General features: G+C 68.4%; 7 protein-coding genes. 6 read left to right on the forward strand and 1 reads right to left on the reverse strand.

Going from position 1 to position 9,136, the window contains the following annotated elements; genetic code table 11:
- The first annotated feature begins 334 nt into the window (after positions 1–334).
- The 3 genes from AC5RWT_RS31160 to AC5RWT_RS31170 are packed head-to-tail and all read left to right on the forward strand — an operon-like array spanning position 335 to position 6,083.
- Positions 335–874: a WhiB family transcriptional regulator gene (locus tag AC5RWT_RS31160; RefSeq protein ID WP_494083591.1), complete on the forward strand. Its 540-nt coding sequence runs from the start codon at positions 335–337 to the stop codon at positions 872–874.
- Entirely contained in the window at positions 778–4,290 is a 3,513-nt protein-coding gene (locus AC5RWT_RS31165) for a glycosyltransferase (protein ID WP_494083592.1), read from the forward strand. Before AC5RWT_RS31160 ends, AC5RWT_RS31165 begins: the two co-directional genes overlap by 97 nt.
- Positions 4,287–6,083: a DUF5719 family protein gene (locus AC5RWT_RS31170; RefSeq protein ID WP_494083593.1), complete on the forward strand. Its 1,797-nt coding sequence runs from the start codon at positions 4,287–4,289 to the stop codon at positions 6,081–6,083. The genes AC5RWT_RS31165 and AC5RWT_RS31170 overlap by 4 nt, the downstream gene beginning before the upstream one ends.
- A 49-nt stretch (positions 6,084–6,132) precedes the next feature.
- Here AC5RWT_RS31170 and AC5RWT_RS31175 read toward each other — a convergent pair whose 3' ends face one another.
- Positions 6,133–6,618: a metallopeptidase family protein gene (locus tag AC5RWT_RS31175; RefSeq protein WP_494083594.1), complete on the reverse strand. Its 486-nt coding sequence runs from the start codon at positions 6,616–6,618 to the stop codon at positions 6,133–6,135.
- Positions 6,619–6,785: 167 nt separating this feature from the next.
- Between AC5RWT_RS31175 and AC5RWT_RS31180 the strand changes: the two genes are divergently transcribed.
- From AC5RWT_RS31180 to ahcY, 3 genes are all read left to right on the forward strand, one after another.
- Positions 6,786–7,175 (forward strand): DUF3499 domain-containing protein, encoded by a 390-nt coding sequence (locus AC5RWT_RS31180; RefSeq protein ID WP_493968315.1) that lies wholly within the window; start codon positions 6,786–6,788, stop codon positions 7,173–7,175.
- A 127-nt stretch (positions 7,176–7,302) separates the two neighbouring features.
- Positions 7,303–7,608, forward strand: coding sequence for a Trm112 family protein (locus AC5RWT_RS31185; protein ID WP_494083595.1), 306 nt, complete (start codon positions 7,303–7,305; stop codon positions 7,606–7,608).
- Between the two features lie 10 nt (positions 7,609–7,618).
- A complete protein-coding gene (gene ahcY / locus AC5RWT_RS31190) occupies positions 7,619–9,112 on the forward strand; it encodes an adenosylhomocysteinase (protein WP_494083596.1) in 1,494 nt (497 codons plus the stop codon).
- Positions 9,113–9,136: the final 24 nt, after the last annotated feature.

Below are 9,136 nucleotides of genomic sequence, written 5' to 3' on the forward strand. Positions count from 1 at the left end.
AGGGGGAGGTGTCCGGCCGCAGCCGGGCCAGCAGATCGGTGATGGTGGAGGAGGGGCTCACAGTGGTCCTTAGGTCGGGGCCGGGTGCTGCGGGACGCGTCAGCTGGCGCTTACTAGGCGCTTGTGGTGCAGATCACAGGGGGAAGTTCTCGCGTGGCGTACCGGGATTTCGGCCGGCAGGTATCTAAGATTCCCGCCGGCGCTTGACTTGAACCGTATTACACCCATGTAATTAGGTATTAAACGTGTAACAGCATTCTCGTGTTTCGGAGCTGAGATCCAGCGCTGGACATGAATCTAGCACCATGCTGGTACAGGAACACCGGGAGGGCTGATGGGGCAGGCAGAACGTAGTGCACACCGGCGGGAGCTGGAAGCACAGGCTTCGGCATCGCGCGGCGTACCGGCAGATTGGTATGTGGATCCGGCTGATCCGGCGGCGGCGGAGCGCTTCCGTGAATCCAGCCAGCAGACACTCGAGGACGCGGCCACCGCGTTCCTCGCGGCGCACGAAGCCTTGGCGGAGGAACCGGAAGCCGAAGTGCTGGAGCTGGCTGCTCCGCGCCTGCTGCAGGAGCCGGCTCAGTCCGACCCTGCACGGAAGCCGCTGTGGATCGGATTGCCCGGTTTCGGGACCGGGTACGAAGACGAGGGCGAACTCGGCTGGCAGGCCGATGCCCTCTGTGCCCAGACGGACCCGGAGGCCTTCTTCCCTGAAAAGGGCGGATCGACCCGCGATGCGAAGAAGGTGTGCGGCGCGTGCACTGTGCGGTCCCAGTGCCTGGAGTACGCACTGGCGAACGACGAGCGTTTCGGCATTTGGGGAGGGCTGTCGGAGCGCGAGCGCCGCCGGCTACGGAAAAGAGCACTCTGATTCAGCAGCAAGTTCGCGTCACCGCCGTTGTAGTTGCCCATAACGGCGCTTCCTACCTCCCCCGGACCCTGGCGGCCCTGACTCAGCAGACGCGGCCCGCCGACGTCTATTTAGGCGTGGATACCGGATCCACTGATGCTTCCGCCGAGCTATTGCGCACGCATTTGCCTGCCGGCAGCCCGGTGGCCGCGGCGTCGGCCCGCGCCGGGTTCGGTGCCGCGGTACGGGTGGGGCTGGCCGAGCTGCCCAAGCCCACCGGCGAGGACAGCAGGGCGCAGGAATGGCTGTGGCTGCTGCACGACGAATCCGCCCCGGAACCCGATGCGTTGGAGGAACTGCTGCTCGCCGTGGAGACGGCACCTTCGGTGACCATCGCGGGCTGCAAGCAAGTGGACTGGGACAACCAGCGACGGCTGGTCGACGTGGGCCTGACTGTGAGCCGCTGGGGCGAACGCCTGACGATGATCGACCTGGACGAGTTGGACCAGGGTCAGTACGACGGGCGCAGCGACTTCTTCGCCGTCAACTCCGCCGGGATGCTGGTGCGCCGCGACGTCTACGAGCAGTTGGGTGGCTTTGACCCAGCGCTGCCCGGCACCGGAGATGACGTGGATCTTTGCTGGCGGAACAGGTTGGCCGGCCACCGTGTGGTGGTGGTTCCTACCGCGGCCGTTCGCCATGCCACCCGGGACAGCGACCACACAACGGCCAGGGCTGCCCGCACGGCGCAAATCCACCTGCGGCTGAAGCACGCCCCGTGGTGGATGGTCCCCTTCCTGTGGATCGGAGCCCTGCTCGGCGGGCTATACAGTTTTTGCGCCTCGGTGGTGGCAAAGGATCCCATGCACGGCCTGCGCCAGCTCGGGGCAACCCTGGCCGGCTTGTTCCGCCCTGCAGGGCTTATCGCCTCCCGGCGGCAAGCAGCCAAAACCCGCAAAACGCCGCGGGCGATGGTGCGGCCGCTGATGGTTCCAGGGCGCGAGGTCAGGGCCTACCGCCGCTCCCTTGCCGAGTCTCTGCGTCCCGAGCTCGCCGCCTCAGTGATGGGGGACGGCTCCGGTTCGGATGCCGGCAGCAGCGACCAGCCCACCGGCGGGTCCGACGACTTCGCAGCCCTCGCGGGACCAGCGCGGACCTGGGTCGGCACGGGACTGGTCGCCGCCGCCGTCGCACTGGCGTTGGTGTCCACCGTGGGCATGTTCGACTTCTTCGGGGCAGCGGCGCTGGTAGGCGGCGGATTGCTGCCGGTCTCTCCCACCGTCGCCGAAATCTGGCACAACGCCTCGAGCTGGTGGATCTCGCTGGGTTCTGGCCTGCCCGGGCACGGGGATCCGTTCGGCTACCTACTGGCCGTTCTGGCCTTGCTGGGGCTGGGGAACGGCTCTGCGGCTGTCCTGACGCTGGTTCTGCTGGCCATGCCGCTGGCCGCTGCCGGCGCTTGGTTCGCTGCCGGGGCCATCACGCAGCGCCGCGGCCTGCGTTTCTGGGCGGCGGTTTTCTGGGCGAGCGTCCCGGCGCTCCACGTCGCCATGGGCACCGGACGCCTGGGCGCACTGATCGCCCACCTGTTGATTCCGTGGGCCGTCCTTGGCCTGTTCCGGGCGACAGGATCTGCCGTCCAACGCACCGACACCAGCCGTCCGCCGCGGCCGCACGAAGCTGTCAACAAGCCCGGCATCAACGGGAACCCGTCCTGGACTGCCGCGGCCGCGGCGGGGCTCTGCCTTGCCGGGGTGACAGCGTCCGCACCAGCGCTGCTGCCCGTGGTCGTTGCCTTGGTCCTCGTGGTGGTGCTGACAGTGCGCCGGCGGGCCAGGACTGTCTGGTGGGCGCTCATCCCGCCGTTTGCACTGGCCCTGCCGGTATTCGTCGCCGGGCTGGATGAACCGCGGGCACTGTTGGGCGATCCCGGCCTCCCGCAGGCTTTCCACGCCGCTCCGCTCTGGCAGCAGCTGATGGGCTTTCCGCTCGCCTTCGGCCCCGGCGACGGACTTGCCGGAGCCGGCATGCTGGAGGATCTGGCCCACGGGCCGTGGGCGCTGGTCTACGCGCTCGTCGTCGCCGTTCCGATGCTGGTGCTGGCCGTGGCCGGTCCGATCGCGGGGAAAGGGGCCGGCCGCGCCCGGTTGCTCTGGCTGGGCGCTTTCCTGACACTTGCGGCCTCCTATGGCTCCTCGCTGCTGGCCACGGCCGTTGTACCCGGAGCGGTGGTCACACCCTTCACCGGTCCGTTCGTCTCGCTGGCCTTGTTCCTGTTCCTTGGCGCGGCTCTCATCGCCGGCGAACGGCTGCAGGCGGCGAATGCCCCCGCAACAGGGCAGCGGATGTCCGGCTGGCACCGCGCCGTGGCGGTCATCGCCGTCGTGCTCTTGGGCTTGGGCCCGGTTGCCAGCCTTGCCCACTGGCTGGTGCCCCGGTTCACGGGCTACACGGCTTCCACCGAGGCCCGGTCCTTGACCGATTTCGGCACGAAAATGGCCGTCACGCCGGGCGGCGACCGCACGCTGCCCGCCACGGCCTCCGACAGCGGAACCGGGCCTGAGCAGGCGCGCGCTCTCGTGCTGACCGCGGAAACCGGCGGCGCAGTGACGGCGGCCGTGATGCAGGGAAGCGGAACCACCCTCGACCAGCTGTCGACAATCTATGCGGCACGGTCCCTGGCCGGGCCGCTGACCGACGCGCAGGTGCGCGAGGACGATGAAGCAAGCGCTGAATTGCGCAACACGGTCGCGGTCATCGTGGCCGGCACCGGCGTGGATCCGCGCCCGGCCCTGGTGCGGCTCGGCGTGGATTTCGTGGTGCTGCAGGAGTCGGACACGGCAGCCGAACTGCTGGCCGGCCGCATCGACGCTGTCCCCGGACTAACCTCCGTGGGATGCACGGACGCCGGCTGGCTCTGGCGTGTTGTCGGAACGGCCGGCGCAGACGGCACGGCCTCGCGGGAAGTAACCGCCCGCGTGCGTCTGGTCGATGCCAATGACACGCTGCTGCAAACGGTGCCGTCCGGCTGGACCTCCGCCGGCGGGGAGATTCCCGCCGGCGAACCCGGCCGCCGGTTGATCCTGGCCGAACGGATGGATCCGGGCTGGACGGCCACCCTGAATGGCACGCGGCTGGAAGCGTCGCAGGACGGTTGGGCCCAGGCCTTCGAGGTGCCGGCGGCAGCGGGTACCGTGAAGATCAGCTATTCAAGTCCGTGGTCGCCGTGGATCGGCATTCTCCAAGTGCTCGCTATCGGGCTGACAGTCCTGCTGGCCATACCGATCCCGGCGCGCCAGCGGTTCGCGCCGCGGCGGATCGACCACATCAAGACCACCGGGACGGATGCCGGCATCGCTGAACTGCACCGGGCAGCACTCAAGGACCCGGAAGAGGGCAGCGCAATTGCCTTGGCCGGAAAAGGACAGCAACGATGACCGAGAATGGTGGCCGGGACGATCCGAAGACGGCAGGAGCAGGAGACGGCTCATCGGCCGGCGACGGATCTGCCGAAGGCCGCGGCAAGATGCTCCCGGACAACACGACCGAGGCCGCCCAGCCGGTTGACCGCAAGGCTGCCAAGCGTGCCGCCCGGCGGGACCGCACCCGCGACGCTGCGGCCGCCAAGCAGACCGTCCGTTCCGGCAGTTCCGCCGCACCCCGCCCGCGGAAGAACGATGACCGAGGTCGCGCGCTCGGCGCGGCCGCTGGAGCCGGCCTTCTGCTGGTGACAGGAGCTGCCGTGGCCGCCGCCAGCCTGGTGGATGTCCCCGGCGCCGCCGCTGAGCTGCCGCCCGTTTCCGCGGCTGTCCCCGCGGGGGACTACACCGCAGTCTGCCCGGAGCCCCTCCGGTTACTGGACAGTGCCGCAGAGGCCACCGATCCGCAGTTCAGTCCGGTCTCCACCACGGCGCAGACCAGGGCCAGGGCCGTGGTACTCAGCGACCTCAGCGGCACAGTCCCCGGGAGTGAACTGATCGAGCTTGGAGCCGGCAGCCCGCTGGAGCGGATTGCCGAACCAACTCAAGCATCATCCGGAGAGACCAAGAGGGTCGCCGCGGTAGTGTCCGGGCAGGAACTGTCCGCTCCCACAGTGCTGCGGGCCGACCCGGTGGGGGAGTCCACCGCGCTTGCTGGTGCCGCGATGACCTACCGCGCCTCCGACGGCGACCTGCGGGGTCTGGCAGCGGCCAACTGCATGGCACCGGCCAATGATTTCTGGCTGCTCGGGGCCTCCACCACCGTGGGCACCACGTCTGTGCTGAAGCTGCACAACAGCTCCCAGACGCCGTCCTCGGTTGATCTGGAACTGGTCTCGGCCGAAGGTCCCATCCAGGCTGCCGGCACCCGCGGCCTGCTGGTGGCACCGGGAGAGTCCCGCTCCATCGTGTTGGCGGGCATCGCAGCCAACCAGGAGTCGCTGGCCGTGCGTGTCCAGTCCTCCGGCGGGCCGGTGACCGGATTCATCCAGCAGAGCGTCCTGCGCCAGCTGACTCCCGGCGGCGTCGAACTGCTGCAGGCCTCTGCTCCGGCCGGTACCCGCCAACTGGTCACCGGAATCACCGTGCAGGACGGGAAACTGGCGCGGGGGATCCGGGACCAGAAGGGCTATGCGAAGGCAGCGCCGGCCCTGGAGGTTGCGGTGCCCGGCGTGGCCGACGCGGTCCTGGAAGTGCGTGTGCTGGGCCCGGACGGCCCCGTCAGCCTCCCGGGCGGCGGCGTCATCACCGCTGCGGCCGGCAGCATCACCGAGGTGCCGCTCGAGTCCCTGCCGGCCGGCACATATTCCGTCGAAGTCAGCGCCGATGTGTCAATTGCGGCAGCCGCACGGGTTAGCAGGGCCACCGGGAAAGGTGAACCCGTGGACTTTGGCTGGGCTCCCGCCACGGGCCGGCTCGGCAGCAACCACCTGGCGGTTGTGCCCGGCGGTGTTGGCTCCCAGCTGGTTTTCAATGCGCCCTCCGGGGATGCCCGGATAGAACTTACCCCGGTCAGCCTCACAGGCGGACTGGGCGAGAAACGGGTGGTCAGCGTCCCCGGTGGAACCACCCTCACGGTGAATCCCAAAGCCGGCAACGCCGATTCGGCGGCTTTGCTGATCAGTGCCTCCGGCGACGCCGTTTACGGCGCGCAGGTCCTGACCACCCCCGATTCCCCCAACATTTCGGTGCTGACGGTACCTGCCGGCACGCAGGCGCAGAACGCAGTGCCGGTGAATATCGGCTACTAGAACCAGCGGCCACCGTCACGGGACAGCCGGCCAGGATGGGGACCGCCGGTCAGGGGCGGGTCCGGCCATAGCCGGGGTCCACTGCTTCAGGAGCCATGTTCAGCAACTGCGCGGTTTGCTCCACGACAACATCGTGAATGAGTTCCGGCAGCTCAGCCCGCAGCCGGGCGGCCGTCTGGACCGGACGCCGGAACACCGTCACCACCGCCGGACGGCCCGGGGAAGCCGGCGTGAAGCTGCCCAGGGGCGCTGCTTGCCCCCTGGCCAGCAGTTCCTCGAGATGGGGCGGAATGTCTTCGACCACGAAGTGCGCTGCTTCAATCCGCTCGCCCCAGAAATACTCCAGCCGCTCGGCAGACTCCGAGACCCACTGCTCAAACTGTTCCGTCCGGGTCAGGTGGCCGGGCAGGTTGGCGGGCAGCAGGTCTCCGCGCAGGCCGCGGCCGCGTCGGTTCCGGCGTCGTGCGGCAAACGGACGGCGCCAGCCACCGCCGTCGCTCTCAAGCGAGACAGTCAGTGAAGGTCCGTTCTCCATATACCGACTTTAAGCCCGGGAACCGGAATTCGGCACCCGCCCTCTGCCGGCGGGCCGGTCCGCCGGGGGGAGCTGCTGGGGCGCGACCTGATTGTGACCTAATCTTTCCTTCAGCGGCCCGTGCCGATGGCCCGTAAGGAAAGCGGCCCGGAGTAGGATTCATTCTCGTGGGATCCATTCGTCAATGTTCACGCTCGGCCTGTCAGCGGTCGGCCATCGCTACTTTGACGTACGTGTATGCAGATTCCACTGCAGTGCTCGGCCCGCTCGCGACATATGCGGAGCCGCACTGCTACGACCTGTGCGCCCAGCATGCTGAACGGCTGACGGTGCCCCGCGGCTGGGAAGTCATGCGCCTGGCCCTGCCGGCGCAGGCACCGGCCCCCAATCCTGACGACTTGCTGGCCTTGGCCGACGCTGTCCGGGAGGCCGCCCGCACCCCGGAGGTGCCCGACGAGGTGCCCCACCCGCGCGGCCTGCGCGAGCCTCTGGAGCCCCCGGCAGGTACGGCCGGAACACGGCGCGGGCACCTGCGCATTCTGCGCGGACAACAGTAGGGCGATACGCTGGGAGGCGGGCAGCCCGCCGGGCCCGGCAACCTGCTGTCCGCTGCGAAGCCCCGCCGCGCCGGCCACCGGAGAGCGGCCGCAGCCGATGCCGCTGGAAACCAAAGGACACAATCGCATGGCACATCTGACTCCCGAACTGCTGGCGGTCCTGCGCTGTCCGGCTACCGGTTCATCACTGATCCAGGAGGGTGACGAACTGGTATCGACCGGCCGCACCACCGCGGGGGACCGGCTGCGTTACCGCATTGAAGACGGCATCCCGGTGCTGCTGCCACAGGCGGGCCCTGGTGCAGGCGCCACCGATTCCGACGCCGACGGCGCCGCCGGTTCCCCCAACCACGGCACCACCGATTCCGACACCGACGGCGCCGCCGCTTCCCCCAACCACGGCCCCACCGCCGGTTCCGCCGACAACGCTTAGGAGCATGACTGTGACGTTCGATTACAAGGTCAAGGACCTTTCGCTGGCAGCTGCCGGCCGCCACCAGATCCGTCTGGCTGAGCACGAGATGCCGGGCCTGATGGCACTGCGCGAAGAGTTCGGGGATGCCCAGCCGCTGGCCGGCGCCAGAATTGCCGGTTCCCTGCACATGACGGTGCAGACTGCGGTACTGATCGAGACCCTGACCGCACTCGGCGCCGAGGTCCGTTGGGCCTCCTGCAACATCTTCTCCACCCAGGACGAGGCCGCCGCCGCCGTCGTCGTCGGCAACGGAACCCCGGAAGAGCCGCAGGGAGTGCCGGTGTTCGCGTGGAAGGGCGAAACGCTCGAAGAGTACTGGTGGACGGCCGAGCAGATCCTGACCTGGCCCGGCGCCGCCGAGAACCCCGAGCTGGGGCCCAACATGATTCTGGACGACGGCGGCGATGCCACCCTGCTGCTGCACAAGGGCGTGGAATTCGAAGCCGCCGGCGCCGTCCCTTCCGCCACCGCCGAGGACCCGCACGAGTACACCATCATCCTGGACGTCCTGCGGGCGTCGCTGGCCAAGGACCCGCAGAAGTTCACCCGGGTCGCCGCCGGCATCCGCGGCGTCACGGAGGAAACCACCACCGGCGTGCACCGTCTCTACCAGTTGGCGGAGCAGGGCCAGCTGCTGTTCCCGGCCATCAACGTCAACGATGCGGTAACCAAGTCCAAGTTCGACAACAAGTACGGCATCCGCCATTCGCTGCCGGACGGCATCAACCGGGCCACCGATGTTTTGATGGGCGGCAAGACCGCCGTGGTGTGCGGTTACGGCGATGTCGGCAAGGGCGCGGCCGAAGCACTGCGCGGCCAGGGCGCCCGCGTAGTGGTCACTGAAGTCGACCCGATCTGTGCCCTGCAAGCCGCCATGGACGGTTACCAGGTCACCACCCTGGACAAGGTCGTAGGCGAGGGCCACATCTTCATCACCACGACCGGAAACAAGGACGTCATCATGGCGTCCGACATGGTGAAGATGCGCGACAAGGCGATCGTGGGCAACATCGGCCACTTCGACAATGAGATCGACATGGCCGGTCTGGCCAGCGTCGAGGGCGTGCAGAAGGTGGAGATCAAGCCGCAGGTACACGAGTGGGTGTTCGATGCCGGCACCGGGGCCGAACGCTCCATCATCGTGCTCTCCGAAGGGCGCCTGCTGAACCTGGGCAACGCCACCGGCCATCCCTCGTTCGTCATGAGCAACTCCTTCGCCAACCAGACCATTGCGCAAATCGAGCTGTTCACCAAGCACGGCAAGCCGGCCGAGGGGTCGGCCACGGGCGAACCGGAGTACGCCAACCAGGTCTACGTGCTGCCGAAGGTGCTGGACGAAAAGGTCGCCCGGCTGCACCTGGCAGCGCTCGGCGTCGAACTCACGGAACTGACCAAGGAGCAGGCCGAGTACCTGGGCGTGGACGTGTCCGGCCCGTACAAGCCGGACCACTACCGCTACTGATCCCCGGAGCACGACGACGGCGAT

Source organism: Arthrobacter sp. Dra40 (assembly GCF_059091905.1).